Source organism: Acetobacter pasteurianus subsp. pasteurianus LMG 1262 = NBRC 106471 (genome assembly GCF_000285275.1).
In the GTDB taxonomy this organism is placed as follows: Bacteria; Pseudomonadota; Alphaproteobacteria; order Acetobacterales; family Acetobacteraceae; genus Acetobacter; species Acetobacter pasteurianus.
This window is the reverse complement of sequence record NZ_CADO01000139.1, coordinates 142,314-169,210: the sequence shown is the minus strand read 5'-3', so window position 1 is coordinate 169,210 and position 26,897 is coordinate 142,314. Positions and strand designations below refer to the sequence as shown.

Sequence of the window (26,897 nt, the reverse complement as noted above, 5' to 3'; positions counted from 1 at the left end):
ATTTCTGATCCCACGCGCGTTCATCGCCGGAAGACTGATAGCTGATATGCGTCTGAACCCACAAGGAAAAAGCAGGGAATCAGGCTACCCTGTGCGGCGTTCCTCCCTGTTTTTCGTTGTCAGGATAAAATAGTCGCCGTGCCCAGTCTCCCTATGTTTATCCTTGACCGGATCGGCCCCCTGCGCAATTTCCGCCCCCTGCACCGGCCGGGTGAACGCGGGAAGCTGCCTTTTGCTTGGCTGATCTCTCCCACACCTGCTGCCATCGGTTTTGCCGTGCGCACCACTGCCGCTGCCCTGCTGGCATTGGTGATTGCCCTGTGGATGGAACTGGATGACCCACAATGGGCCGCCATGACCGTATGGATTGTGGCCCAGGGCTCCCGCGGGGAAAGTCTTTCCAAAGCCCGATGGCGTCTGGTGGGCACCGCCATAGGGGTGGTGATGTCCATCACCCTGATTTCAGCCTTTAACCAGAATGCGTGGCTGTTCTTCCCCATTCTGTCCATTTGGGTGGGAACATGCTGCACCATGGCCACATTGGTGCGCAACTTCCGTTCCTATGCGCTTGTGCTGGCCGGTTATACCACGGCAATTATTGCCATTGGCGCCATTCCGCACCCAGAAAACGTGTTTATGACGGCCATGTCCCGTGCATCTTACATTGTGCTGGGCATTGTGTGCGAGGGCACACTGGCAGGCCTGTTTGCCCATAATCTGGCCGAAACAGCCCGCCGCAACATGCGCGATAAACTGCGCACCGCACTTTCCAACGTGTCCACCTCTGTTTCCAGCCTGCTGGCGGGAGATGAGGAAGCGCTGGTGCGTTCCCGCGCCATGTTTGGCCCGCTGATTTCGATTAACGATCAGATCGAATTTTCCGAAGTGGAAATGGGCCCCCACGGGCATGAAGGGGACCACGCACGCGCTGCGCTGGCTGCCGTTTCCGTGCTGCTTTCACGCGGTTTGGGTATGGCGGTGCGCCTGCAATATGTGCAGACAGACCAGCCCGCTTTCCGTGAGACCGCAGCCCATGTGAGCGAGTTTCTGACAACCGTTCCCAACCGGCTGGATTCCGATGAAAGCGTGCAGGAATTGCTGCACGATCTGCAATTACTGCGGGCTGAATGCCACCAACGGGTGGTGGATGCGCTTTCGCAGGAAATTGACACGGCGTTTGATGACAACCCCGCAAACGATACAGATATTCCCGCTCTGCTGGATGGGCGCATTCTGCACAACGCGCTGGATGAACTGCTGGGTGAGCTGGAACAGGCTATCCGGGAATATGATGCCAGCCAGCACTTTATCCGTGGGGATCACTTCCACTTCCGCCTGCAAGCCCACGTAGATAAGCGCGAGGCCGTTTATAACGGTGTGCGCGCCATGGTGGCCATTACGGCTGCCGGGCTGGTGTGGGAATGTACAGCGTGGCCCGCAGGTTTGGGCTTTATTACCTTTGTGGCCATTGTTTGCGGGCTGTTTGCAACCCGAGAAAACCCCGTTGTCGCCTCATCACAATTCATGGTGGGTGGCATATGGGCGGCTGTTGTTTCGTTCTTTCTGGTGTTTCTTGTACTGCCCACGCAGGCAGATTACGAAATGCTGGTGGGCTCACTCGCCATACCCATGATTGCTGGTGGCCTTGCTGCCCGTAATGCTGGCACAGCCCTGCATTCTGCGGCCTATACGCTGCTGCTGCCCAACTTTGTGCATCCCCTTAACCAAGGGCGTCAGAACGAAATCGGATGGTTCAATTCCACCGCAGCCGTACTGCTGGGCGTGTTTTTTGCCGTGCTGATTTTCCGGGCCGTGCTCCCCTTCAACAATAATGCAGAACGCTGGCGCATGCGCCGCATTATGCTGCATGATCTGCGCACACTGGCATCTGCCGAGCCTATGCCCGAAACGCGAGACTGGATTGGCCGCAATATTGATAGGTTTGCCCGCCTGATCCGCCACGCTGGCCCCACGCCTTCCCCCACTATTGAAGGGTGTTTGCAGGGCACGCTGGCAGCAATGACCATCGGGCTAAACATTATCCGTTTGCGCACCCTGCTAAAACGCAACCAGATTCCACCGCCAGCCAAACGCGCCATTGAAATTGTTATGAAGCGTATGAGCCGCTTTACCGGCAAATACGGCCATACGGCACATGCTGCGCGGGTTGCAACATCTGCCCTCCGCCGTATGGAAGCCATGGAGCCCAATATTTCCACCCGTATTGAGCTGACACGCGCCATTGCCTACCTGATTGTGGTTTCGCACGAATTGGACGCCAACGCTGTGTTTTTGGATGCCTCCAAGCCCTATCGGGCCGTGTAAATACCCTTCAAATCAAGCTGTTAAAGAGCCGGGCTTTTGTTCCGGCTCTTTTTTTGTCAGATGCTCAAGAAATTGTTATAACAACCCCTTCAATCTGGGGCGTCTGGCTGCGTGGTTTCATTTTCATTTCCATTACAATGGTATCGCGGCCTGCATGCCAAAATACACAGCGGGTCTTCCTTTCCGCTGGCATGGCTGATTGCGCCCGCCCCGGCTGATCTGGGTTTTGCTCTGCGCACCACCGTAGCGGCCTTTATTGCTTTAAGCCTGGCCCTGTGGATGGAAATGGACAGCCCCCAATGGGCCGCCATGACCACATGGATTGTGGCACAGAACTCTCGCGGGCAAAGCCTCTCCAAAGCCAAATGGCGGTTGATTGGCACCTGTATTGGTGCGGTGGCGGGGGTGGCGTTTCTGGCGGCTTTTCCGCAGGAGCCGGGGCTTGTTTTTCCCTTTCTGGCCATATGGGCAGGTGGTTGCTGTGCCATTGCAACCTTTCTGCGCAATTTTCGGTCTTACGCATTAGTGCTGGTCTCCTTCACCACCACCATTATTGTGCTGAGTGCTGCCAACCAGCCTGACAACGTGTTTATGATTGCGCTTTCCCGCACCACCTACATTACACTTGGTATTGTGTGTGAAAGCCTATTGGCCGCCCTGTTTGCCCCGCGCCTTGAACACGTGGCCCAACAGGAAATGCGAGAGCGCCTACTGGGCGCGCTGCAAGGGGCATGTGCAGGTGTGCAGGGGTTGTTACGCAACCAGCCCGATGGGCTGCTACGCTCCCGCGCCTTGCTAGGGAGCATTCCCTCTTTGGCAGATCAAACCGAGTTTAGTGAAATTGAAATGGGGCCCCACAACCATGCGGGAGACCACGCACGCGCCAGCCTGAATGCTGTTTCCGCCTTTTTGGCGCGCGGCATCACACTCAACATTCATATGCAGGCGGCAGCCCCTGTTCCCGCAGATTTCCAGCAGGCTATTGATGATATCTGCGCGCTTCTTACCTCATTGCCAACAGAGCTGGAACAAGATGCCACCCTTATTGCGGCAGCACGGGCGCGCGCTCAAATTCGGCTTTACCGCACCCGCAGCCAACAACGTGGCATAGAGCGGCTTGTACGGTTCCAGATTTTGCAACAACAAGATCTCCCTTCCACCCAACAGCAACGGCGTGATCTGCTTGAAGGGCGTATTCTGGAATCTGCTTTGGCCAAGCTCCTGATGGAACTGGACCTTGTTCTGGAGCACTTTATTGCCACCCAGATGCCCAAGAGGACGGACCACTTCCGGTTTGACCGCTCACCTGAAAAAGATGTTCTGCTGGCCACCAATAACGGCATCCGCTCCGCAGCCGCCATTTGCGCAGGTGGTTTGTTATGGGAAGTAACGGCATGGCCCGATGGCTCTACACTTGCCATGTTTGTGGCTGTAACCACCACGCGCTTTTCTTCATTTGAAGACCCTGTGCATGCAGCCAGCGGCTTTTTCCGCGGTGCGGTATGGGCGGCTGTTATTTCGTTCATTCTCAGCTTTGTGGTGCTACCTCAGCAATCTGGGGTGGAAACATTGCTGGCCTCACTCTTTTTTCCCATGCTGGTAGGTGGGCTGGCTTTGCGCGCGCCCGGCAGTATTGCGGGCACAGCGGCAGCCTATAACAACTTCCTGCCCTTTATGGTTGGGCCAGCCAACCACACCCGCATGGATGAAATAACGTGGTTTAATACCACCCCCGCGGTTGTTCTGGGTATTGGTCTGGGAATATGGGCTTTCCGCCTTGTGTTGCCGTTTGACCCTGCCGGAGAACGCTGGAGGCTCCGCCGCAGAATGGTGCATGATCTGCGCCTGATGGCCAAAGGCCGCCTAACATTTACATCTGCCCAGTGGATTGCCCGTTCGGGAGACAGGCTTGCGCAGATTATTCGCCATGCTGGCACGCACCCAAACGCTTTGGTGGAAGCCTATCTGACAGGCGCCATGAGCGCGATGACAACCGGCCTGCTGATTTTACGCCTGCACAATGTGCTGTCTCACAAGCTTTTATCTGCCAATCAACACCAGCAGATTACACATGTGTTGGAAACAATCAGCCACATAAAAGGCTACACACAGGCCCCTGCCCTTGCTTCTGCCCAAGCTATGCAAGCCCTTTTACCGGCTGCCATGGCAGAACGAAATCTCTCTCGGCAAATAGACCTTGTGCGGGCTATTGGGGCGCTGGAAGTATTGCGGCATGAGTTTACAGCCCATGCCACATTTATGGATGTGACCCGGCGCTTTCATCTTACCAACGCCCCAGATCAGTTAGCGGCCTAAACCCTAGTGCTGCTCCACATCATGGAAGCGCGTATAATCCACTGCAATACGGCCATCTGGGCGGGAAACCACAATATCTACAAACCGATGGTTATTGCGCACGCGGTCAAACCTGTACGCCGTTCTGGCAAATACGGTTTGGCCCAAGGCTTCATCCGTGCCGGTAACTGTTACAATAATTTCGGCTTCTTCGGCTTCCAGTTCCGCCATTGTCTTGCCGTGTAAGGGGCTATCTGGGCCGATTACATGCGCCATAACAAAAGCAAACCGCAGCACTGGCACATGAGACTGCACAAGCAGGAGCTGGTCAAACTTGCGCACCAGATGCCCATTTTCCCCCATAACCAAGCGGGAAAGCGCTACTTCTACATCCACTGAAAGAATGACGCTAACACGCAAGTTGGCAATGCGAATACACAGTGCGGGAATACCACTTTCACTGCTGACAACAGCGGTATTACTGAACATGATACGCGCACGTGGGCGTGCAAAACGGGCAAAAAGCAAACCCGTTGCCACGGCTGTCAGCATCATGCCGATAAACACTTCCAACGAGACAATGGCATTGGCATAAATGCCAACGGGTGTCATGCCCCCGTAACCCACGGTGGAAAGCGTTTGCACACTAAAAAAGAACAGTGAAAGCAGAGTATGCTGACCATCACTCGTAATCTGGTCAGGTGCCACCATATACAGCAGCGCAAATATAAAATTGATAAGCAGGTAAGAAAACACAGCCACAGCCGTAAATGCGGGCCAGCTTGCTGTAAGGGCGTGATGGTACAGATCTGTCCATACGCTGTCCTTCAGCCCCACACGCACAACATCGTGGTGGCCTTTTTCTTCCACCAGCGCGTGGGCTCTAAAACGCTTGGCGGCTTCACGCGTGCTTAAAGAAAAACGTCCGCCTTCCTTCTTCTTCTGCGCCGTGGAAGATCCGCCCACATCCTCCAGCGGCGTGTGACGAATTTCCTTATCTAGCTGGCTTTTCTTTCTGTACCTTCGCAATAGTCTTTTCATAATCACCGCTCCACGCACCGGCCCGGTATGGGGATGCGCCCTATAGTGCGGTGATACACGGCACAGCGTGCGTGTGCCTCAACATTTCTGCATGGAACCCCTGCAAGTTCCCATAAAAAACATAATAAAACGCTTAGTTTTTATTCAGAACGCCCTGCTTTTAGAAAACGTGCGGTTTTGTAGATAAGTTTTTCAAAAAAGCCATTTTGCGCCCTCATGCTGCCGGGCGTGCCTATCACTTCTACCTGATCCAGATGCAGCACCGTGTGCCCAAGCGCCTGCACACGCACAAAACGCGCCATAACAGGTTTGGACAAAACCACATGCAAAGGCTGGGAATCCGCTCCGCCAAAATGCGTATCATCCCGTTTGGTAAAAACCGTGTGCCAATCCGTGCCGTTATGCGAAACAAGAATATCAAGCTGCACACAGCATTCTTTTTGATCCAGCCGATTGTACAGCACAACTTCTTGCACCTTGCACATCTGCTCCAGATCAACCTGCCACCACGGATCATCTTCAAAATCTGTATGAAAACCGTAGCCGCCGTTTATCAGCCCATCGTTGCCACCAGAGGCTTCACGCGCGGCATCATGAGACCATGACCATTGAGATACGGTGGACAACATGGCGGGCCGGTGGCGAGAAAGAATATTCCCGGCATCCTTGTTTAAATGAAACAAGGCCTGTTCCAGCTTATCAAGCGCCTGCGTACTCAGTTGCGGAGGTGCACTTGGCTGAAACGCACAAACCTCCGCCCAATATTGCGGATAGTGCTGCTGTACATAGGCATAGCCTTGCCGATAAAGTTCAGCAAAACGACTATCATGATAATCCAGATACGTGCCTTGCTGGGTATATCCACCGTAAGACCACGTAGCCCCAACCACGCCCAAACCCGCAATGAAACGAAAATCATACTGACTGATTTCCCCCAATGCGGAAGAGCGCTGCTGCCCTACCGGGCGTGTATGTTCTACCGGGGTGGCATCCATTATCCATATATCGCGCCAACCAAGCATCATGGGCCACAGCAGATCCAGCCCAAACCCTGTGCCTGCGCGTGAAAAGCGGAAGGTTGGCAGTGCCTGATGCAAAAAAACCCGCTGCATGCAGGGGGCCATGATTTCTGCAAATGTAGAGGCACGCGCCACAAAGTTTTTATTCTGCAATGTGGAAAGATGACTACAGAAAGAACCCGGCGTAAGAGCCGGCGCTGCCAGTTTGGCGTTATACTGCCTGCACGCTGCAAAAAAGTGGTTCCACGTTTCTGCCGTGGCGCGCAAATCATCATCCGGAAAGCAGATATAGTCGTACTGCTTCCAGCCATCCCATTCTGTTAGAAAACGATACAGGCCATCCCATTTATGGCCCGGCACCATCTGGCCGGGTAGGCCCTGCATATCTACAGGTTGAAATGGACATAAAACCAGATCCCATTCTGGCACGCTCCCTTTCAGCCATTCCGGGTGCAGGGAGTGGGCACCACAGCGCGCAATAATCAGGTTCCGCTGCATTGCCCCAGCCACTTACACCTTACACGTTTTACTGTGCGTCTTTATCTTCAAACGGACGGAGGGAAACACCCCCGGCATCCCGCGCCCATGCTGCAGCATCATCTTCGGGCGGTACGTAGTTGCCTTTGTTGATGGAACCATGCGCCAGAGTTTGCGCATCCATCCGGTTCAAGCCGCTAGACTGCGCCGCTGCACTTTGTGCTGCACGCTCCCACAGCGCACGGGCCTTTTGCTGGTCACCCTGAGCAGAAGCAATGCGCGCAGCAAGTGCCAGTGCGCGCGCCATATCACGGTAGGAGCCATCGTTACGCCGTAGATCTGCTGCCTGCACGGCCAAAGCTTCCGCCTGCTGTGGTGCGGATTGGCGCAGCACACGGGCCTGAATTTCTGCCTGATCTGCCTGCTGCGTGGTCGAAAGCGGCTTTTTAAGGCTGCCAAGATAAGCCGCAGCTTTTTGCTGATTTGCGCTATCGGATTGCGCATCGGCCGCAAGCCCCAGCACCAAAGCCGCCCTGCCTGCCAATGCACTATCGGATGACTGCATGGCCTGCGTGGCAGATGATATGGCCGAACTGTAATGGCCCAGCCTGTAATGTGCAGCGGCCTCTACCAGATCAAGCGAATAAAGCTGCGTTTGCCCACGCACACCAGCGGCCTGCCGTGTAGCTTGCGCTGTTTGCAACGCTTTATCCGGCGTATTTGCGGCTAATTGGGCAACTGCCAGATCATACCCGGCCTCGGTTATCGCGCTTGCATCATCTCGCAGCAAAGCCAGATCTGCTGCTTTGCGATACTGCGTAACGGCTACGGTATAACGCCCGAGCTCAAAGGAATCTCGCCCGGCTGTCATGGCCTGATCCCACGCGGCATCATCCTGCGCGGTGGGTTTATCCTGTGCAGCACCACCGCACCCAGCCAGCAGCAAAGGCAGGCACAAAACAGCCGCAGCGGGAGAAAAATACCTCATGGCCGCACCTGCTTTGGTGACAGACGGTTATGCCGTACCACTTTTTGTCCCCCCAGCAGCCACATGCCGCGCAGTTGGTCTGTTAGTTTTTCCAGCCCGTAAAGCGTGGTTTGCGCCTGCGCCAGCAATGCTGGCAGATCTGCGGTGCTGGCATCCAGATTAGCCGCAATTCCCGGCAGATGCGGTGTGGCGCCCTTCAGATCGCGCGAGGCCCCTTTCAGGTTTGCCACCGTGGCATCGGTTTTGTTCATAATGCCGGAAATCTGGTTTTCAATCGGTTTCAGGCGGTCAATCACTCCATTAAGCGAAACAATGGTGGCTTCGGCCTGCTTGATCAGCTGATCATTCGTCATCAACTGCCCAACGGTGCCTTTGCCTGCGTGCATATCGCTAATGGTGCCATCAAGCTGCGCCATCATGTGCCGGGCACTTGCCAGTGCGGGCATGATTTCCGCCTGAATACTGTTAAGTGTGGCGGTAATCTGGTCTGCCGGGTTGGGAGCAGGCGTTGCACTTACAACAGCGTAGCTCCAATCCATAGGTTCCCCATGCCCACGGCTGAGGTCCAGATAAGCAGCACCGGTTACAATAAGCTGTTTGCGGATAATGGCTGAACTATCGCGCCGGATGAACGGTTTGGCCTGCGGGTCCAGATCCACCAGCGCATACATACTGCCTGACGGATTGAGCTTGATGGAACGGATGGTACCAGCATGCGCCCCCATAAGCTGCACATCCCCCCCAACCGTAAGGCCACCCACGCCAGAAGCTGGCAGCACCACGCGCAAGCGCGCAGGCGGGGTAAGCCAGTCTCGCAGCACACCGGCTTCAATCACCGCGCCTGCAAAAATAACAAGGCTGAGAAGAACAAGAAATCCAACCCATTCATCTGCGTAACGCAGAGAAATAAGAGGTTTCACTTTCTGTCTTAAGCGGAGCTGGAACATTATGCCATCCGTACTGCTACTAGGCCATCATCAGCAAGACGCCATGTGGAGGTAATACCCTGCCGGTAACTTTGCCAAACGGCATTGCTGCGCACCAGCCAGATTACGCCTGCCCCTCTATCCCGCGCCTCTGTAATTGAAGACAGGAAAGAGGTGTACAGTTCGGGCGGGCCACCCTCCAGCGGGTCTTCCAAAAGCAGCAAATGCGGCTGCCCCATAAAAGCCCGCACGCATGAAACGCGCGTAAGATCCGTATCTGAAAGCAGGGATGGGCTTACTGTAGGCACACCCGGCAGACCAAAACTTTCTGAACGCCTTACAGCCTCTGCCACCAGATCATCCAAAGTGCGGGTGGTGTGGTGCAACTGCTGCAAAATAATACCCAGATGCGTGGGCATGAACTCCGCCCAACTGGCGCGACGGGTAATACGCCCGATACGCCCGCGCAAAGCGTTGAGTTCCCGATCCTGCAGGTTTGCCCAATCCAGCCCCATAAAGCTGACCTGCCCGCTTTCCAGCTCCACCATACCGCTGCACAGATCTGCAAACATGGTGGCGCGGCTTGGGTCTCGCGCTTCCACAATCATACATTCGCCGGGCATCAGCTTCATGTTGAAGGGTACCGGCGGCAGGCCGCTATCCTCAAATGAGGGCACTGCCTTGTTCAGTTCCAGAAGTGGGCCGGCTGAATATGTCTCCATCTTACAGATCCAGACTGAACAGAACGCTCACCATCATCACAATCAGCATTCCGCGGGAAAAGCCGCGTGGCAGCAAGGTGCGCAGTGAATCTTCATTGGTGGCAGTCAGGCCCGTCAGGCAGCCGCCAAGCCCCACCACAAAACCAACCATGATGAATTTAAGCGGAATAACGGCATAATCCGTGACAGACATGGCCGCAGCCACATCATCCAGAAATGTCCAGATCGGGTTGGTAATCACGCCGGAAATACGGCTCATCACATACCCGGTGATCAGCGATGACATGGAGAACAGAATACCCAGCGTAAACCCGGCCACGGTAAACGCCAGCGTGCGTGGCAGAACCAGCATCAAAAATGGGTCCATCCCCACAGACTGCATGGAGCGCACCTGCCCGCCAATAGTCAGCAAGCCCAGCTCTGTGGCGGACAGCATGCCATTACGCCCCAGCAGCAGAATGCCAACCAGAATGGGCGCAATTTCACGGATAACCACATTCACCAAAATGGAGCCTGTCATTTTGGCAAGGCCGGTAAGACCCAACCAGTAAATAACCTGAGAAACAGCCGCCACACCTGTAAGCATACCGGCAAACAGTGAGGCACTGACACCACCGCCGATAATGTTGTTCATGGTGGTTACAAATTCGTACCGCACGGTGCGACGCCATGCGTGAGAGCGGAAGCTCTCAAAAATAACGCCCCAGCCTGCCCCCAAAACAACCAGGAAAAACCGGGCTTGCCTGCGCACAAGTCGGCCGATCCATGCCAGCTTCCTGCGTATCCATTCATGCACCGGAATACGCTTGGCAGGCTTATGCGCATCTGTTTGCAGAATCAGATCTGGTTCATCATCCGACGGCGTGGTGTTGGGGCCGCCTGTCTGCTGGCTCACACTCATCGCCTTGCCGCCAATGTATAGGCACGCCCCAGCCCCAGATGCGGCGCAAAGAAGGACCCACGGCTGCGGAACAGATATCTGTCACGCAGCACGCCATAAACACGCTCTGTTACCTGAATGGTGCCGGGATCTGCCGCGCCCTGTGCCATCAGCTCGGCCAGAGAGACCGTTTGCCCCCACAGGTTGAACACCTTGGGTTCGTTCCCTACCGCGCCACCAAATGCCGGGCCGTAATCAATACCCATGGTAAACACCGGTTCCAGATCTGCAGCAGCCAATGATGCCATAAAGATTTCACGCATTTTAAGCGCTGCATCTGCAACGCGCACAATGGCCGTAACATCTGGCGTGGGCAGGCAACCTGCCATGCAGATCATACGGTGACCGGCCACTTCCACGGCAAACAGTTTTTCTTCCTGCGCGACGGACTGCACGTCTGCCGCCAGCTGATTGATGAGTTCAATCAGGGCCTCAGTTTCTTTTTCTCCTTCCACCACGGGGTCAGAGAACGTGATAACCAACACAGCAACAGACGGATAAATGCTGGCAGAATTAACGGCAGAGGCTTCTGGTGCCTTCATCAGCATATTATCAGATTTGGGCGCGGGCACATCCAGCGTGGCAACCTGCTCCCCGGCATCTACAATCTTGCCGGTTTGCGTATTCAGCAGTTGCGCCTGTGCGGCAAAGCGCAGGGCGACCACCCCGGCCATAAGATCAAGGAAGTACAACAGGTGCGGCTGAAGATGCGGATCTTCCAGCATAATCGCACCTTCCACCCCATGCGGGCCATGCACGGGGCAAATGGCCAATGCCTTTGTGCCCAGTTCACGCATGGTCAAACGCTCAAACCGCGTGGTGCGTGGGTCTACCGCTGCATTTTCAACCGAGAACGCATTGCCTTCTTCAATGGCAGAAAAGAATGGCCCCAGTTCTGTACGAGCCATTTCAAACCCGCCGGAATGTGTGTTTTGCGTTTGATCATACGCATCTTCACACACCATGGCAGCGCCATCGTGCAGGAAGCGCCAAAGCGTGGCGCGCCGGGCACCCGTTACAAGCGTTAGCTGCTCTGTCAGACTCAGGGGTTCTACCGTGGGGTCAAACAGGCGCGGCGCAACGGCCACCTGCTGCACCGCAGAACTTTCACGCTGAATCTGCTCTTTCTGCTTCACCAACAGGCGCGTGCTGGACTCTGTGCGCCGCACCTGCCGCACAAGCAGACCTGCAAGCACAAGCGAGAAAACCGTGATAATGGCCAAAAACTGCAAGCTCTGGTGGCTGCTTTGGCGCGCGAAAGACCCGAAATCACTTTCGGGCGCAGCCATCAGCAAAATCCAGCTATCGGAATAGTGCGGCAAAGCTGCAGCAATGGTGATGTAATCCGTGCCATCCCACGTAACATGCCGTGGCCCAACACCACGCACACGGTAGTGATCATACCCCAATGCAAAAACCGGATAGGCATTGCGGTCCAGCACCATTTTATCCGGGTCCCACCCAGCGGCCTTGGCCTGCTGCGTAAGGTTTTTACCGGCAATAAACAGGCCCCGGCTATCCACAATCATGGCGGAGCCGGTTTTACCAACCTTGATCTGATCCAGATACGAACTGAGTTCGTTGAGCGAAATATTGGTGGCAAACACCATTGTATGGCCAGCATCTGTCTTGAACCGCAGAGAACTGGTCATGACAAACTGGCTGGTGGTGGGGAACAGATGCGGCTTGGTCCAGGTTACCTTATCTGTTCCGGCCGTATTCTTGTACCAATCACGCGTGCGTGGGTCATACCCCTTGGCATCTTCTTCCGTTTCGGAAATTTTCTGCCCGTTATCATCCCAGAACGCGTGATGGAAATAGGTGTGGCCGTCTTTTTCAATCAGACGCACATGTTCCTGCACGCCCTTTTGTGCTGCACGGGCGATGAGCATGAAATGCCCTTCATCATCCGCCAGATAAAAGGACTGAAGCTGCGGGATCTTGCGCAGCATGGTGCTGCCGTAGGAATAGAAAACCTTGTCTTCCACCTGCGCGGGGGCATGTTCGATCATGCCAGAGGCAATCAGGTTACCCGTAGCAGCCGGTAGAATATAATCTGTAACCTGCTGCACAATATATTGCTGCACAGCACCCATAAGCTGGTGCGTAAGGGTAGAAACACCCTCCTTGGTGGTACGGTATGAATTGATACCTACCAGCGCAATGGCCAGCACGGCCATAACCGTAACAACAAATGGCAGAACAAGGTGCAGCAGAACCCTTCGGACAGAAGCATCGTGCTGGACTGTGGGATCTATGATCTCTTCAGAAGCCACGAGATAAGGTTCCGCTGCTTTACCGGTTATTCAAAACCTGATTCTGGCAGACAGTTACAGCAAACCGGCCAAGCAACCGCGCCACCGCACCATATCAGGATGTATAAACCGTAATGTGCCCCGATAGATGGGGGTTGTCCACCCCGCACCTGTATCCTGTCTAGGGCATATCAGCCGACCAGTTCAATCTCGAAACGTGTTGCAACACCCAAGGCCTGCCCCAGACGTTCCAGCCCACGGCGCACGCTTTCTCCTTTTACAGCCACGCGGGCGGATGTCAGAATAAGCACTAGCGCATCTTCTTCCCATTCAAGGGATGTGCCTTCCAGCAACCGCCCTGCACCGCCCGAGAGAGAATACGCCAGACGCAGGGCCAGCCCCAGCACCACAGCACTTTTCCAGTCCTGTTCACTCAACAATGCACGAGATGTTACCAGGAAAGGTGCCTGCTGATCTGCAGCGTAGCGGATAGCCAACGCCAACGCCAACCATGCACGGGAAGGGTGATCAAACCCGCCGCTCTGCACGCGCAGGATACGCCAGTACGTTTGCTCCGCCCGATATTCCGGGTGATCGTGGCTGCCGATATCAGACAGATAACACGCCAGATGCCGCAGATATTTTTCTTCTGCCGTTTCCTCCGGCCGCAAGAAATCTGTCCACTGCATCAAGGCATAGGGAAGTGAATTGCTGCGCCCAAAACGGGCACACATTTCACGCGCCACCACATCCATCGGGTTTTGGGCCAGAATATCCGGCGCAACCTTAAGCATGTACCAGCCCTCGCGCAGGCCATCCACGCAAAAGACAATTTTATCCGGCTGCACCTTTTTCATCAGCCGCCGCAACACCATGGCGGCAAAAGGTGTATCATCCAACCGCTTGCGGGGGGCACCGGGCAGACGCTCCAGACTGCGGCGTGAGCTGTTTTGCAGCCAGCCCGTCATCTCCCGCGCTTCCTGCACATCCATTGTATAATAGTGTACGATGTTAAGCGGATATTGCGTGCGCGCAATCTGGAGCCGTGCCAGTGCACGAAAAGCTCCGCCTACCAGATAAAGCGTGCTGCCTTTTACTTTTGGCAACCATTCTACGCCGCCAATATCCTTATCCGCCAGATTTTTGGCTTTATCCAGATCCCGGCCAGAACGGTCTGCCAGCCGGATCATGCCCAGTGGCAGGGTTGTGGCATCATGCCGCCCCTGTGGCGTAAGGTGGATAAGCTCCAGAGAACCTCCACCGACATCGGCCACCAACCCGGATGCACCGGGAATACCGCACATTACGCCAATAGCGGAATGATCGGCCTCTTCCTTGCCGGAAAGAATGCGGATGGGCACACCCGGCATGCTTTCACGCAGGGTTTGCACAAAAGCAGGCCCATTGCTGGCATCCCGCACGGCGGCGGTTGCCAGAATTTCAAACGGATCGGCCTTCATGGCGCGGGCAATGGCGTGGAAGCGGCTGAGCACTTCCTTGGCCATTTCCACACCTTCTTCATTCAGCTTCCCGGTTTCTGTCAGCCCGCGCCCCAAACGCAGCACGGCTTTTTCATTGAAAATGGGAAGCGGGTTGCGCGAACGCCCTTCAAAAACCACAAGCCTTACAGAATTGGAGCCAAGATCCACCACTGCGGAACGGCACGGTTGATCAGCCTCCATCAGAAGCCCCTCCCCGTTTGCAAAAACTGGCTGCGCAGCTTGGAACAACGGGGATGAGATAATCCCGACGCAAGAAAAAAGCTCATGATTTCAGACATCAATCTATCAGCAAGTCCTGTGAAGAAGTCAAAGACGCCGGGGCCCGGATGGGTGTGTCATGCGCGGCGGAGCCGCGTCCGGAAAGTGAAGGATGTGTCATAAACCATTCATGCGCGGAAAAAGGTCGGTTTCCAGGGTTTACGCGCCGCCATTCTCCATTCTGTTCCAGCATCCAAGATTGTAGGGTATCGCGAATGTTGGACACCATGATCTGGCCCAAAACCTGCGCGTGCACGGTGGGGTTGGTAATGGGCACCATGCTTTCCACACGCCAATCCATGTTGCGCGTCATCCAGTCTGCCGAGGAAATAAAGACCTTGGCATAACGCGATGGTAGGCGATGTTCATTACCAAACACAAAAATGCGCGAATGTTCCAAAAAGCGCCCGACAATGGATTTAATGCGGATGTTTTCTGAAAGCCCCGGCACACCGGGCCGCAGGCAGCAGATGCCGCGGATAACACCCACAATCTTCACCCCTGCGCAGGAAGCTTTATACAGGCAATCAATCAGTTCCGGGTCCACCAACGCATTCATCTTCAACCAGATGCTGCCCGGCTTGCCTGCCTTAACGTGATCAATTTCTTCCTGAATCAGTTCCTTCAACGTGCTGCGAATTGTGATGGGGGAGAAAGCAATTTTCTCCATCTGCGCAGGCATGGCGTAGCCTGTTACGTAATTGAACAGGCGTGCGGAATCCCGCGCCAATGCCGGATCACATGTAAAGAAGGAAAGATCTGTATAAATACGGGCGGTAATGGGGTGATAATTGCCCGTGCCAAAATGTGCGTAAGAGCGCACAAGCCCACCTTCACGCCGCACCACAAGGCTGAGTTTGGCGTGGGTTTTTAAATCCGCAAAACCAAACACCACCTGCACGCCCGCAGCTTCCAGCGCGCGGGAAAGGCGGATATTGGCTTCCTCATCAAACCGGGCGCGCAATTCCACCATAGCTGTGACGGATTTACCGGCCTCTGCCGCCTCAATCAGCGCCTTCACAATAGGTGAATCGCGCGAGGTGCGATACAGCGTCTGCTTAATGGCAATTACGTTGGGGTCCAGCGCAGCCTGCCGCAGGAACTGCACCACCACATCAAAGCTTTCAAACGGGTGATGCACCAGCAGGTCTTTGGCGCGAATGGCCGCAAAACAATCGCCGTTAAAATCCCGGATCCGTTCAGGAAAGCGCGGAGTGTAGGGCGGGAACAGCAGATCTGGCCGATCATCCACAATCATCTGCTTCAGATCCACCACGCCGATCATGCCGGAATGCACGGCAATTTCATCAGGCGGCAAATCAAGGTCCGAGGCAATGGCTTCTGCCAGTTCCGTCGGCACCCGCTTTTCCATATCCAGATGGATCACTACACCACGGCGGCGGCGTTTCAGAGCCGTTTCGTAGGAGCGGACAAGGTCTTCCGCCTCGTCCTCAAATTCCACGTCGGTGTCACGCACCACGCGCAGCACGCCGCTTTCACCTACCTCCAGACCATCAAACAGACGGTCAATAAACAGGGTAATCAGGTCTTCCAGACGAAAGAAGCGCACCTTTGGCGGGGTTGCGGCATCCGTTGCCGGGGTGGGAGATGGCAGACGAATAAAACGCTCTATCTGCGCAGGCAGCAGAATAAGGGCGTTCATGGCGAACAGGCCCGTATCTGCATAAAGCAGGCGTAAGCCCAGTGCCAAACCCATATTGGGGATAAACGGCAGAGGATGTGCCGGGTCCACCGCCAGAGGTGTGAGAACCGGGAACACCCTGTCCATAAATATCTTGGCCAGATGTTCCTTATCAGCATCCGTCAGCGCATCTGGCTCACACAGCTCTACGCCAGCTTCTGCCAGCAGGCCGCGCAGTTCTGTCCAGATTCGCTGCTGTTCACGCAGCAGGCGGGCGCAGCGTTCACGCACGGCCTCAAGCTGCTGGGCTGGAGTACGGCCATCGGGGGAAAGTTTGGTCAGCCCTTCCCGCACCTGCCCGACAAGCCCAGCCACACGGACGGAATAGAACTCATCCAGATTACTGGCGCTGATAGATAAAAAGCGCAGGCGTTCCAGCAGAGGGTTGCGGGCGTTATCGGCCTCTTCCACCACACGCTGGTTGAAATCCAACCAAGACAGTTCGCGGTTGATAAACCGTTCCGGCATTTCCAGAGTAATCTTCCGCTCTGCCGTTTTTCTGCTCTGCCGAGGTTGGCGGGGAGAAGGTTTTCTGGGCGCTGCTTTTCGGGCTGGTGAACGAGCTTTTACAGGGGCCTGCTCTTTTTTATCCTGCGCCGTCACGTTTCTTCCTTTCCTTGTGCTGCATCATGCGCCCCGTTTCCCGCCTTGGGGCAAGCAAAGCTTTACGCAAACACGGCTGGCGCGAAAAGTTCAGCTCATCGTTCTGATGAATGATGTCATAAAACTGAAACATCACAACACGTTTGAAGCGAATATATTCATTATTCTTCCTGCGCCAGCAGGCTTTCCAGCACATTGGCCGCCAAGGCGCGTGTAATGCGCCCTCCCGATTCCAATGCGGCCTGGTCCAGCATGGCCACACAATCACGCACAGCACTTGCCCTGCGCGGCAGACGGCGCAACAGCCATTCCGTAACCTGTGCGCCCACCACAATCTGGCGTTCAGCCAGCAGCCGCAGCAAAAGACGGTGCAACAGCCCCTCCTCCGCCGGACCTAACGGCACGGAAGCTGTGGCCCGCAGGCGGCTTGCCAGATCTGGCAGCACTACTGGCCAACGTGCAGGGGGCCTGCGCGCGGCCATTAATAAAGCCACACGCCTTTCCCGCGCTAAATTGATAAGGTGCAGCAGATCGCGCTCATTGGGTACTTTATCGGCATTATCCAAGGCAGCGGCACGGAACCCGCCATCCTCAAACAGCATTGCGGCTTCATGCGTGTTCAGGCGGCTGCCTTCCATAATGGGAGCGCCATAACGGCCCGCCCAAATGGAAAGAAGATGCGTTTTGCCCGTGCCACTTTCTCCCCACAGGGCCATGCGGCCTTCTGGCCAACGCGCAGCAGCTTCTGCATCCAACACCCATGCCCGTGCCGCCGCATTGGAGGGTGCGGCCACAAAGTCCGACCTTCCGAATCGGGGGCGATGCGCAAAGGGCAAGGCAATCTGTTCTGCCTCGTTGGCCTCATTTTGGCGCTTTTGCCCACCCGAAGGCGCGTTTAAGGGGCTTTTTGTTTCATCAATCCGTGTCATGCCGCTTTGCGCGCCGCTTCTCCTGCCGTAAAGACTGTCCTCGAGCGGGAATCCTAACCCACCCTGCCTCGCACATCGACCCTTATTCTCATTCGGACCAAGAGCACGCGCATGACGTCTTCACCTAGCACCCCTTCCTCCGGCCTCACTTACCGTGATTCCGGCGTGGACATTGAAGCAGGCGAAGCCCTTGTTGATGCCATTCGCCCAGCGGCCAAAGCCACAGACCGCCCCGGCACAATGGGGGGCCTTGGCGGATTTGGCGCACTGTTTGATCTGAAGGCCGCCGGCTTTAAAGACCCCGTGCTTGTTTCCTGCACAGATGGCGTAGGCACCAAGCTGACACTGGCCATTGATAATGACCTGCACGAAACCGTGGGCATTGATCTGGTAGCCATGTGTGTGAACGATCTGATCGTGCAGGGGGCTGAACCCCTGTTCTTTCTGGATTACTTCGCCACGGGCCGCCTGTCTGTAAACAGCGCAGCCAAGGTTGTGCGCGGCATTGCCACCGGGTGCGAACAGTCTGGCTGCGCCCTTGTAGGCGGTGAAACAGCAGAAATGCCCGGCATGTATGCCGATGGACACTATGATCTGGCTGGTTTTTCCGTTGGTGCGGCAGAACGCGGCGCGCTCCTGCCCTCCGGCATTGCAGAAGGTGATGCCCTTATTGCGCTGCCATCCTCTGGCGTGCATTCCAACGGCTTCTCTCTGGTGCGGCGCATTGTTGCAGACGCCCATCTGGCATGGACAGACCCCGCAGCCTTTGCGCCGGGCAAAACCCTTGGTGAAGCATTTTTAGAACCCACACGCCTGTATGTGCGCCCGGTTCTGGCGCTGCATAAAGCGGGCCTACTGCATGGTGCGGCCCATATTACCGGCGGCGGTTTGCCCGGCAATCTGCCCCGCGTGCTGCCTGATGGCCTGGATGCGGTAATTGATCAGGAATGGCCTGTGGCACCTGTGTTCAAATGGCTGGCCCGCACCGGCAATGTGGATACAGAAGAAATGCTGCGTGTGTTCAACTGCGGTATCGGCATGATCCTGATTACCCCAGAACCCGATGCCGTTCTGGCCCGCCTGCATGATATGGGTGAACAGGCCGTGCGCATTGGCCATATTGCCAAAGCAGCCTCTCCCACAGCCAAGCCTGACCTAAAAATGCAGGCCACTCCGGATTTTCGCGCAGCATGAGCGTTGAAAAAACACCCATTGCCATTTTGATCAGTGGCCGGGGCAGCAATGCCACGGCCTTGATCCGCGCGTGTGAAGATCCTTCCTTTCCTGCCCGTATTTGCCTTGTTTTAAGCAACAACCCGGATGCACCGGGGCTGGAAATGGCCAAAAAAGCGGGCCTGCGCACGCTGGCAATTAACCATCGTGATTTTGGCAAGGACCGTGAGGCGCATGAACGCGCCGTGCACGCAGCCCTAACGGAAGCTGGCGCTCAGGCTATCTGCCTTGCGGGTTATATGCGCCTGCTTACGCCATTTTTAACCGGCGCATGGGCTGGCCGGATGTTGAACATCCACCCCAGCCTGCTGCCTGTGTTCCCCGGCCTGCATACGCATGAACGTGCGCTGCAAGCTGGCGTGCGCGTGCATGGATGCACCGTGCATCTGGTAACAGAAGGCATGGATGAAGGGCCTATTCTGGGCCAAGCCGCCGTGCCTGTTCTGCCGGGTGATACCGCAGATACACTTGGGGCACGCGTTTTGCGGCAGGAACACCAGCTTTACCCGCAGGTGCTCCGCCACTTTCTGCTTCAACGCCCTGTTTCTGCTCCGGCAGAGTGCGCCCTGCTTGTTGGGTAAGGCGTTTTTCCCCTTTCTGTTTTCCTGAACGGTTCTGACAGTCTTATGAACACACCAGCACGCGCCCCCCGTTCCCCAAAACGTGGAAAAGGCCGCCCTGCCCCTCCGCAGCCTGATCCTACGCGCGATATCGCCTTTGATATTCTGTGCGGCGTGGTGGAACACCGGCGTATGCTGGAAAACAGCCTTTCCCGCTCTGCCGAGGCACATAAGGCCGAACCGCGAGACAGAGCCGCAGCGCACCGTTTGGCCGCAGCCACGTTGCGCCACATGGGCACGCTGCGCACTGTGCTGGAACCGTTTTTGCGCAAGGAACCACCTGAACCCGTACGTGTGGCGCTGATGATTGGCTGCGCGCAGCTTCTGTTTTTAGAAACACCTCCACATGCGGCTGTTGGCACCACTGTTTCCCTCCTGCGTCGACGCAAGCTGGCCCCATTTGCCGGGCTGGCCAATGCCGTGCTGCGCAAGGTAGCGGCAGAAGGGCAAAATGTGCTGGAAGGGCTGGATCAGGCACGGCTGAACATTCCCGCATGGCTATGGAGCTCATGGAGCGTGCTAGGCCGTGGTGTGCCCCGCGCCATAGCTGAAGGTATCAGTCATGAAGCCCCGCTGGATATTACCCTACGCCCCGGCGCCACGGCCCCAGAGGGAGGCATTGTGTTGCCCAACGGGTCTGTGCGTTATCCGGCAGGCACGCGGGTTGCTGATCTGGCAGGGTATGAAGAAGGCGCTTTTTGGGTGCAGGATGCAGCAGCTACTCTCCCTGCGCGCCTCCTGAATGTAAAAGAAGGCGAAAAGGTCGCAGATTTATGCGCAGCACCCGGCGGCAAAACCGCACAGCTTGCTGTCACCGGTGCGCAGGTTGCTGCTATTGAAAACAACCCCAACCGCATGGCGCGGCTCAAGGAAAATCTGGCGCGTCTGGGCCTTGGCAATGTGACCACCCTGCAAGCAGATGCTGGCACATGGCAACCCGATGCTCCGCTTGATGCCATTTTGCTGGATGCCCCATGCTCCGCCACAGGCACAGCACGCCGCCATCCGGATGTTTTGTGGGTAAAACGCCCGCGTGATTTAACAACACTCACCGCCGGGCAAGACCGTTTGCTGGAGGCCGCCAAAAACATGCTGCGCCCTGGTGGCCGGCTGGTTTACGCCGTGTGCTCCTTGCAGCAGGAAGAAGGGCCAGACCGCGCCCGTGCAGCAGAAGCCATGGGGCTGGTGCCAGACCCATTTACGCCAGAAGAACTGGCCTTTCTGCCAGAAGCCAGAACCCCCGAAGGCTGGCTGCGCACCCACCCCGGAATGTGGGCAGACAAAGGCAGCATGGATGGATTTTTTGCCGCGCGCTTTATTCGCTCATAACATTTGCAAAACTGTTTGAAAAAAGACTAAACATACTGTTGCGCACAGGCGTAGGATTGCCGATAAACAGGGTATGCGCCCTGTATCTTATCCCCTTATCGCCCCAAGTGTTCTCGCTGCCGATTTTACACGGTTGGGAGAAGAAGTTTCAGCACTCAAACAGGCTGGGGCAGACTGGGTGCATCTGGATGTAATGGATGGGCATTTTGTACCCAACATTTCGTTCGGCCCTGCTGTGGTGAAGGCGCTGCGCCCCTGTTCTGATCTGCCATTTGATGTGCACTTGATGATTGCACCGGTGGACCCGTATCTGGAAGCCTTTGCACAAGCCGGCGCAAACCAGATTTTAATCCACATTGAAGCCGGGCCGCATACCCACCGTTCCTTACAGCGCATTCGAGATTTAGGGGCTAAGCCGGGCATTGTGCTGTGCCCCGCCACACCGCCAGAAGCCATTAGTGAAGTTCTGGACTTGGTGGATATTATTTTGGTGATGACGGTTAACCCCGGATTTGGCGGGCAGAAGTTCCTGTCCAGCCAGCTTCCCAAAATCCGTCGCATTCGGGACATGATTACCCAAAGCGGGCGCGATATCCGGCTGGCTGTGGATGGCGGTATAGACGCCTCAACCGCCCCACTGGCCATAGAAGCCGGCGCCGATGTGCTGATTGCCGGAAGCGCCGTATATGGCAAAAAGGACTATGCAGCCGCCATTGCTGCCTTGCGCCCACATGTTGCCAAGCCAAAATAAAGCCACATCCGGCAAATAAGTCATTCCTTGCATGAATATTCTGCCATAAACCGATCTTAACTTTTTTCTGCACCTGCCTTGATGGAGTTCTGAACTTCCAATGCCCCTGCGTCGCTGGACCCGCGGAGCCCGCCTTGCCTATGCCATGCGCAACCCTTTGGGAGGGTTTGCCCGCGTGCCGGCAGCCCCTGCCGTTGCTTTGCGGGATCTGTGGTCCGGAAACGCTGCTGGGGGTGAACAGCTTGTTCGCAACCAGACACTTTTTGAAGGCACCCAACGCCCTCTGATTGAAGGGGAATGGGATAACCCACAATGGCCAGAGGCCTATCGCCGTTGGTTACAGGGCTTTACGTGGCTGCAGGATCTGCGGGAGCTAGGCGCTGAATCTGCCCGCATTAAGGCCCGTACACTGGTGGCGCAGTGGATGGAGCAAACCCCGGCAGAACGGCCTATTTCAGACCCATCCATAACTGGCGCCCGCTTGGCGGCTTGGCTGGGCTGTTACGAGTTTTTTGCTGCATCGGCAGATGATTCCTTCCGTCAGCAGCTTATGGCATCGCTAATTATGGAAGCCCGCTCCATCATGGCGCTCATGCCAGAGGAAGCCAAAGGCTGGCGTGCCCTTACGGCCCTTAAGGGGTTGCTGGCTGTTGCGGTTTCCCTGCCCGATTATCCAGAATTTCTAACCCGTTATCTGCGCCTGATTGATACCGCCATTAGCCAACAGATTTTGCCCGATGGCGGCCACATTACCCGCTGCCCGGAAGACCTGTTGCAGTGCGTGCGCGAACTGGCGGAAATGCTGTATATTCTGCAGGTTGCCCGCGTGCCATTGCCCACCAGTGTGCTGGATGCCGCCAACCGCAGCGCCCCGGCCCTGCGCGCCATGCGGCATGGAGATGGCGGGCTGGCCCTGTTTAATGGCAGTTGTGAACAAAACCCCCAGTTTATTGAACACGTGCTGAGCCGTGCATCCCGCACCCGCGTTGTGGCGGCTGGCCTGCCTGAGTCTGGCTTTGCACGCCTGAACAACGGGCGCGCCCTGCTGATTGCCGATGCTGCCTCTGCCGCCCCTGCGGGGTATGATGGCAGCGCACATGCGGGCATGTTGTCCTTTGAGTTTTCATCCGGCAGGCAACGGCTGATTGTAAATTGCGGCAGTAGCATCCAGCGCGGTTGGGCAGAAGCCTTGCGTTACCCGGCTGCACATTCTGTTCTGGAACTAGCAGACCTTACCCCCATGCGGTTTGATGCCGATGGCGGTATTTCTCAAAAACCACAGGTCACACGCCAGACATCCGTGCAGGATGGCATGCATTGCCTGAGCATGACGCATGATGGCTACAAGCCCCAAGGTGGTGGCCTGTATTCTCGCAAGATTTATCTGGATAAAGACGGCACGCTTTTGCAGGGCATTGAGAAGCTGGAAGATGTGAGTATTCCGGTGCCACTTTGCATCCGCTTCCACCTGCACCCTGATGTGAGCATTGAGCAGGAAGAAGATGGCTACCTACTGCACACGCCGGAAGAAACATGGTTTTTCTGGTCTGACGCGCACATCGAAATAGAAGAAAGCGTTTATCTGGGGCAGGGAAAATGTGAGCCCACGCGGCAATTCGTGCTTACCCCAGCGCAGCCTGATCAGAGCGATGAAGATGTACACTCTTCTCCCGAAATTGCGCCGGAAGAAGAAGCCGAATTAGCCACGCCCCCCGATATGCCGGAAGAACAGATGCCCGCAGTGCCAGAAGTTGGTTCTGGCCTATTGGCTGATCCTTCCACCGCTGAGGCTCATGGTTTGGAAAACACCTTGCTGCCACCACCACCTGTGCCGCAGGCCCCAAGCAAACCACCTATCCGCTGGTCGCTTTCCCTCAAGAACGCATAATGGGCTGACGTGAAAATTCTGGAAATTACAAACGTCGATTTTTCACTTACCCATTTTTTACTGCCTCTTATGCGGGAACTACGGGCAGAGGGGCACGAAGTCATAGGCGTTTGTGCAGATGGCCCTTTGCTTCAACAGCCCAGAAGCGAAGGGTTTCGAGTTGAAACACTGCCCTTTGCGCGTTCATTTTCCATACCCGCGCAGCTACGGGCTTTTTGGGCGCTTGTTCGGCTTATAAAAAAAGAAAAGCCGGACCTTATACACGCACATATGCCCATTAGCGGCATTCTGGCGCGTGCGGCAGCCAAGTTGTGCGGTGTGCCGCGCATTGCCTATACGTGCCACGGCTTTTTGTTCAACCAGCCCGGCTCCCGCCTTCGGCGCGGGTTGGCATTGGTGCTGGAAGTTCTGTGCGGGCGCATAACTGATGTGTACCTCACTGTCAGCCGTGAGGAAGCGCAGGATGCCAAACGCCTGCATATTCACCCCCACCCGGTTGCCATCGGCAATGGGCGAAACCCAGCCCGCTTTCACCCAGATGCGCAAGCCAGAACCCGTATCCGCATAGAACTAGGCACACCAGCGCAAACACCGGTCATTATTGTTGTCTCTCGCCTTGTGCGCCACAAAGGGTATCCAGAACTTCTGGCCGCCATGGAACAGGTGCCAGATGCAGAATTATGGATTGTGGGGGAAAGACTGGCATCGGACCATGGTGCCAATATGGATGAATACCTTACCAAAGCACGTGCTGTACTTGGCCCACAGCTAAAATGCCTTGGTTATCGGGCAGATATTCCGGCCTTACTGGCGGCAGCGGACATTTTTGTGCTGCCGAGCCATTTTGAAGGCCTGCCCATGTCTATTATTGAAGCCATGCTGTGCGGCCTGCCGGTTGTGGCCACCAATATTCGGGGCTCGCGCGAGCAGGTTGTGCCGCATGAAACAGGGCTGCTTGTGCCGCCCGGCACCACGGCAGAACTGGCAAAAGCCCTTACAACACTGGTGCAAAACCCGGCCTTACGCCAGCGTATGGGCGATGCCGGGCTTAAACGCGCCTTGCGCCTATTTGATGAAAAAACAATTCTACAAACCACCACGCGCCTGCTGACACATTAAGCCAGCAGGCGCGAGGGGCGTGTATTTAGTGAGTGGATTTCTGATCAACTGGTGCGGTTGCAACAGGGGTGCCGACCTTATTCAGCAAATGAATTGTCAGGCGGGAAGGCGATGCCGCAATACGCCCACCTGAGCGGCATTCATCCAGCCGGATGCGCACGCCATCATTATTTTCCATCAGCAGGCCACCAACGCCTCGGCCAACTGTAGCCTCACCCGAAAGTGCCCAGAACGTACCTTCAAAATCTTCGATACGCTGGAGGTTGTATACCTTGCCCACACTGTGGCCAGAGGAATACCCAACAGCAATAGCGGAAGCCCCCTTGATTTCGAACGGATCCGGGCGGCCGCCATATGTCAGCACACCGCGGCCCCATGTATATCCTACGCCCAGATCCGCCGAACGCGTATTAAATGTAACTGTTGCCGTAACCGGGCCGAGCATGGTTTCTGCGCCCGCAGGCATGAACCATGCTCCGCACAGCGCCAAGGCAGCAGCAAAATGGCGGGATGCAGAACGCATCAAAGGGCTCCCCGAATTCATTGAAACAACTTACCTTTTCCGTTGCGTGAAAAGCGGTGGAAACGGCTGACAAAACATTTTTGTACATTTCGTCACGTTTTGTAGAATCAAGGATGGCATACCCACCCGCCCCTGCAAAGCCCTTTTCGCAAGAATTGACGACACGGTTTGAATGTGCGGTCAGAGCTCCCAGATAGGCTCTTTCAAACCCGCAACAAATGCCGCATGCGCTGCCAGTTCTTCTGCCGTTGGCTGCACACGCACAGCCTTGCGGTTCACGGGGCCTTCATACATGACAGAAGGCAGTTGCCCATCTTCCGCCATCAGCCCCAGCCCATGCTGGCGGCCGCCCATAAGTTCCACATAAACATCGGCCAGCAGTTTGCAGTCCAGCAGCGCGTTATGGGTGGTTCGGGCAGAAAGATCTACGCCAAAGCGGCGGCACAGGGCATCCAAACTGTTGGGCATGCCGGGAAAGCGCTCGCGCGCCATATCCAGCGTATCCACCATACGGTCCAGCCCCAGCGTTTTCTTGCCAGCGCGTTTCAGCTCCGCATTCATAAAGCCAAAGTCAAACCGGGCATTGTGCGCAATAAGGGGGTCATCCCCCACAAAGGCCAGAAAATCATCCGCAATTTCGGCAAATTTGGGTTTGCCTTCCAAATCCGCCCGCGTGAAGCCATGCACGCGGGAAGCCTCCTCCGGCACATCGCGCTCAGGGTCTATCAGCGTGTGAAAGTTCCGCCCGGTTGGCAAGTCTCCCACCAGCTCAAGGGCCGCAATTTCAATCACCCTGTCGCCCGTGGCCGGATCCAGCCCCGTGGTTTCCGTATCAAACAGAATGGATCTTTTCATGCCCTCAGGCTCCTGATGAACTGGCGTACCTGCCGTTCTGTTTCTCGCATACTGCCGCCAGTGCGGATAACCTTGCCTGCCTGGCGCACACGTTGGGCATCTGGCATTTGCCGGGCTATCAGCTTGCACGCCTCAGCCGGTGGCATGCCCCGCCTTTTGGCCACGCGCCGCGCCTGTACCCAATGTGGGGCAGATACCACAAGCACATCATCACACTCACGCTGGGCGCCTGTTTCATACAGCAGCGGAATATCCAGCACCACGCAGCGCACGCCCTGCAAGCGTTGCGTGCGTAAAAACTGCGCACGCGCAGCCCGCACCATGGGGTGGATGATGTGTTCCAGTTTTTTCAGCAACGCCGGTTGTTTTATCACAGCTTGCCGCAATACGGCTCTATCCAAGTGCCCGTTTTGCACAGCATGCGGCACCAGTTGCGCTATGGCAGGCAAAGCGGCCCCATGATCTGCCTGCAGGCGGCGCACTTCAGCATCGGCATCAAACACCGGCAAGCCCGCACGCTGCAACAATGTGGCCACAGTGCTTTTGCCCATGCCCATACCGCCGGTAAGGCCCAGAATTTTCATGCCCTTGCTGTAA

The 26,897-nt window shown here is 56.1% G+C and carries 21 protein-coding genes; 8 read left to right on the top strand and 13 right to left on the bottom strand.

Annotated features, from left to right (window positions below; genetic code table 11):
• The first annotated feature begins 138 nt into the window (after positions 1 to 138).
• Together APA10_RS12700 and APA10_RS12695 are read left to right on the top strand one after the other, a co-directional pair.
• Positions 139 to 2,325 (top strand): FUSC family protein, encoded by a 2,187-nt coding sequence (locus APA10_RS12700; protein WP_174714305.1) that lies wholly within the window; start codon positions 139 to 141, stop codon positions 2,323 to 2,325.
• Between the two features lie 111 nt (positions 2,326 to 2,436).
• Positions 2,437 to 4,641 (top strand): FUSC family protein, encoded by a 2,205-nt coding sequence (locus APA10_RS12695; protein WP_003628254.1) that lies wholly within the window; start codon positions 2,437 to 2,439, stop codon positions 4,639 to 4,641.
• Positions 4,642 to 4,644: 3 nt separating this feature from the next.
• On the opposite strand, the gene APA10_RS12690 is transcribed toward APA10_RS12695, so the two are convergent.
• The 10 genes from APA10_RS12690 to APA10_RS12645 all read right to left on the bottom strand — a co-directional run bounded on the left by APA10_RS12690 (position 4,645) and on the right by APA10_RS12645 (position 17,982).
• Positions 4,645 to 5,679 (bottom strand): ion channel, encoded by a 1,035-nt coding sequence (locus APA10_RS12690; protein ID WP_012812753.1) that lies wholly within the window; start codon positions 5,677 to 5,679, stop codon positions 4,645 to 4,647.
• Between the two features lie 122 nt (positions 5,680 to 5,801).
• Positions 5,802 to 7,178 (bottom strand): discoidin domain-containing protein, encoded by a 1,377-nt coding sequence (locus tag APA10_RS12685; protein WP_035365473.1) that lies wholly within the window; start codon positions 7,176 to 7,178, stop codon positions 5,802 to 5,804.
• A gap of 28 nt (positions 7,179 to 7,206) precedes the next feature.
• Entirely contained in the window at positions 7,207 to 8,145 is a 939-nt protein-coding gene (locus tag APA10_RS12680) for a hypothetical protein (RefSeq protein ID WP_003628256.1), read from the bottom strand.
• The gene (locus tag APA10_RS12675) at positions 8,142 to 9,092 is read right to left on the bottom strand and encodes an MlaD family protein (protein WP_012812751.1); all 951 of its coding nucleotides are present in this window, start codon (positions 9,090 to 9,092) and stop codon (positions 8,142 to 8,144) included. Before APA10_RS12675 ends, APA10_RS12680 begins: the two co-directional genes overlap by 4 nt.
• Positions 9,092 to 9,793, bottom strand: coding sequence for an ABC transporter ATP-binding protein (locus tag APA10_RS12670; protein WP_003628257.1), 702 nt, complete (start codon positions 9,791 to 9,793; stop codon positions 9,092 to 9,094). Before APA10_RS12670 ends, APA10_RS12675 begins: the two co-directional genes overlap by 1 nt.
• A 1-nt stretch (position 9,794) precedes the next feature.
• Positions 9,795 to 10,694 (bottom strand): MlaE family ABC transporter permease, encoded by a 900-nt coding sequence (locus APA10_RS12665; RefSeq protein WP_003628258.1) that lies wholly within the window; start codon positions 10,692 to 10,694, stop codon positions 9,795 to 9,797.
• Positions 10,691 to 13,009, bottom strand: coding sequence for an adenylate/guanylate cyclase domain-containing protein (locus tag APA10_RS12660; RefSeq protein ID WP_003628259.1), 2,319 nt, complete (start codon positions 13,007 to 13,009; stop codon positions 10,691 to 10,693). The genes APA10_RS12665 and APA10_RS12660 overlap by 4 nt, the downstream gene beginning before the upstream one ends.
• A gap of 170 nt (positions 13,010 to 13,179) precedes the next feature.
• Positions 13,180 to 14,670, bottom strand: a complete 1,491-nt coding sequence (locus APA10_RS12655) for a Ppx/GppA family phosphatase (protein ID WP_035365474.1) — start codon at positions 14,668 to 14,670, stop codon at positions 13,180 to 13,182.
• A 97-nt stretch (positions 14,671 to 14,767) separates the two neighbouring features.
• A complete protein-coding gene (locus tag APA10_RS12650) occupies positions 14,768 to 17,053 on the bottom strand; it encodes an RNA degradosome polyphosphate kinase (protein WP_003628262.1) in 2,286 nt (761 codons plus the stop codon).
• Between the two features lie 161 nt (positions 17,054 to 17,214).
• A complete protein-coding gene (locus tag APA10_RS12645; protein WP_003628264.1) occupies positions 17,215 to 17,982 on the bottom strand; it encodes a P-loop NTPase family protein in 768 nt (255 codons plus the stop codon).
• A gap of 111 nt (positions 17,983 to 18,093) precedes the next feature.
• Between APA10_RS12645 and purM the strand changes: the two genes are divergently transcribed.
• The 6 genes from purM (at position 18,094) to APA10_RS12615 (ending at position 24,922) form a co-directional block, all read left to right on the top strand.
• Positions 18,094 to 19,176, top strand: a complete 1,083-nt coding sequence (purM, locus tag APA10_RS12640; RefSeq protein ID WP_003625164.1) for a phosphoribosylformylglycinamidine cyclo-ligase — start codon at positions 18,094 to 18,096, stop codon at positions 19,174 to 19,176.
• Positions 19,173 to 19,796, top strand: a complete 624-nt coding sequence (purN, locus tag APA10_RS12635; protein ID WP_003628267.1) for a phosphoribosylglycinamide formyltransferase — start codon at positions 19,173 to 19,175, stop codon at positions 19,794 to 19,796. The genes purM and purN overlap by 4 nt, the downstream gene beginning before the upstream one ends.
• Before the next feature lie 45 nt (positions 19,797 to 19,841).
• Complete coding sequence (locus tag APA10_RS12630) at positions 19,842 to 21,164, top strand: RsmB/NOP family class I SAM-dependent RNA methyltransferase (RefSeq protein ID WP_003628268.1); 1,323 nt, start codon at positions 19,842 to 19,844, stop codon at positions 21,162 to 21,164.
• 73 nt (positions 21,165 to 21,237) lie between these two features.
• A complete protein-coding gene (gene rpe / locus APA10_RS12625; RefSeq protein ID WP_003628269.1) occupies positions 21,238 to 21,915 on the top strand; it encodes a ribulose-phosphate 3-epimerase in 678 nt (225 codons plus the stop codon).
• Positions 21,916 to 22,015: 100 nt separating this feature from the next.
• Positions 22,016 to 23,803: a heparinase II/III family protein gene (locus tag APA10_RS12620; protein ID WP_035365451.1), complete on the top strand. Its 1,788-nt coding sequence runs from the start codon at positions 22,016 to 22,018 to the stop codon at positions 23,801 to 23,803.
• A gap of 9 nt (positions 23,804 to 23,812) precedes the next feature.
• The gene (locus APA10_RS12615; protein WP_003628271.1) at positions 23,813 to 24,922 is read left to right on the top strand and encodes a glycosyltransferase family 4 protein; all 1,110 of its coding nucleotides are present in this window, start codon (positions 23,813 to 23,815) and stop codon (positions 24,920 to 24,922) included.
• 25 nt (positions 24,923 to 24,947) lie between these two features.
• On the opposite strand, the gene APA10_RS12610 is transcribed toward APA10_RS12615, so the two are convergent.
• The 3 genes from APA10_RS12610 to coaE all read right to left on the bottom strand — a co-directional run bounded on the left by APA10_RS12610 (position 24,948) and on the right by coaE (position 26,884).
• The gene (locus tag APA10_RS12610; protein WP_196218996.1) at positions 24,948 to 25,466 is read right to left on the bottom strand and encodes a hypothetical protein; all 519 of its coding nucleotides are present in this window, start codon (positions 25,464 to 25,466) and stop codon (positions 24,948 to 24,950) included.
• A 159-nt stretch (positions 25,467 to 25,625) separates the two neighbouring features.
• On the bottom strand, positions 25,626 to 26,300 hold the full coding sequence (gene dnaQ / locus APA10_RS12605) for a DNA polymerase III subunit epsilon (RefSeq protein WP_003625152.1): 675 nt from the start codon (positions 26,298 to 26,300) through the stop codon (positions 25,626 to 25,628).
• Positions 26,297 to 26,884 carry a dephospho-CoA kinase gene (coaE, locus tag APA10_RS12600; RefSeq protein ID WP_003628273.1) on the bottom strand — a complete coding sequence of 196 codons (588 nt, stop codon included), beginning with the start codon at positions 26,882 to 26,884 and terminating at the stop codon, positions 26,297 to 26,299. Before coaE ends, dnaQ begins: the two co-directional genes overlap by 4 nt.
• Positions 26,885 to 26,897 lie beyond the last annotated feature (13 nt).

Bases quoted from the DNA above. Each gene is read 5' to 3' on its own strand.
- APA10_RS12685 (WP_035365473.1), bottom strand. From the start codon at position 7,178: ATGCAGCGGAACCTGATTATTGCGCGCTGTGGTGCCCACTCCCTGCAC.
- APA10_RS12680 (WP_003628256.1), bottom strand. From the start codon at position 8,145: ATGAGGTATTTTTCTCCCGCTGCGGCTGTTTTGTGCCTGCCTTTGCTG.
- APA10_RS12675 (WP_012812751.1), bottom strand. From the start codon at position 9,092: ATGTTCCAGCTCCGCTTAAGACAGAAAGTGAAACCTCTTATTTCTCTG.
- APA10_RS12670 (WP_003628257.1), bottom strand. From the start codon at position 9,793: ATGGAGACATATTCAGCCGGCCCACTTCTGGAACTGAACAAGGCAGTG.
- APA10_RS12665 (WP_003628258.1), bottom strand. From the start codon at position 10,694: ATGAGTGTGAGCCAGCAGACAGGCGGCCCCAACACCACGCCGTCGGAT.
- APA10_RS12655 (WP_035365474.1), bottom strand. From the start codon at position 14,670: ATGGAGGCTGATCAACCGTGCCGTTCCGCAGTGGTGGATCTTGGCTCC.
- APA10_RS12645 (WP_003628264.1), bottom strand. From the start codon at position 17,982: ATGACACGGATTGATGAAACAAAAAGCCCCTTAAACGCGCCTTCGGGT.
- purM (WP_003625164.1), top strand. From the start codon at position 18,094: ATGACGTCTTCACCTAGCACCCCTTCCTCCGGCCTCACTTACCGTGAT.
- purN (WP_003628267.1), top strand. From the start codon at position 19,173: ATGAGCGTTGAAAAAACACCCATTGCCATTTTGATCAGTGGCCGGGGC.
- APA10_RS12630 (WP_003628268.1), top strand. From the start codon at position 19,842: ATGAACACACCAGCACGCGCCCCCCGTTCCCCAAAACGTGGAAAAGGC.
- rpe (WP_003628269.1), top strand. From the start codon at position 21,238: ATGCGCCCTGTATCTTATCCCCTTATCGCCCCAAGTGTTCTCGCTGCC.
- APA10_RS12620 (WP_035365451.1), top strand. From the start codon at position 22,016: ATGCCCCTGCGTCGCTGGACCCGCGGAGCCCGCCTTGCCTATGCCATG.
- APA10_RS12610 (WP_196218996.1), bottom strand. From the start codon at position 25,466: ATGAATTCGGGGAGCCCTTTGATGCGTTCTGCATCCCGCCATTTTGCT.
- dnaQ (WP_003625152.1), bottom strand. From the start codon at position 26,300: ATGAAAAGATCCATTCTGTTTGATACGGAAACCACGGGGCTGGATCCG.
- coaE (WP_003628273.1), bottom strand. From the start codon at position 26,884: ATGAAAATTCTGGGCCTTACCGGCGGTATGGGCATGGGCAAAAGCACT.